A 244-nucleotide genomic window follows, 5' to 3' on the forward strand; every position below is an offset into this window, starting at 1 on the left:
ACTGGCCGCCGACAGCTCTTCTGCCGCCGCCAGCAACAGCGGCGCCAGCTCTGCCAGACGGGTTTGCGCCAGGCGGGCACTGGGCCCGGCGATGCTCAGTACACCGATCACCTCATCACTTTGCGGGCGGCGTACCACCGCAGCCAAGGCCGAGGTGCCAATCGCCGAGGTTTCCTCGACCCAGGCATAGCCGCGCTCGCGGGCGCGGTGCAGGTAGGTGAGCAGCTCGTCGGTGGAGCGTGGC

The 244-nt window shown here is 69.7% G+C and carries 1 protein-coding gene; it reads right to left on the bottom strand.

Going from position 1 to position 244, the window contains the following annotated elements; genetic code table 11:
• On the bottom strand, positions 1 to 244 hold a 244-nt coding region (locus FQ668_RS28050), incomplete at both ends, for an IclR family transcriptional regulator C-terminal domain-containing protein (protein WP_306109850.1).

Source organism: Pseudomonas sp. Kh14 (assembly GCF_900291005.1).
In the GTDB taxonomy this organism is placed as follows: Bacteria; Pseudomonadota; Gammaproteobacteria; order Pseudomonadales; family Pseudomonadaceae; genus Aquipseudomonas; species Aquipseudomonas alloputida.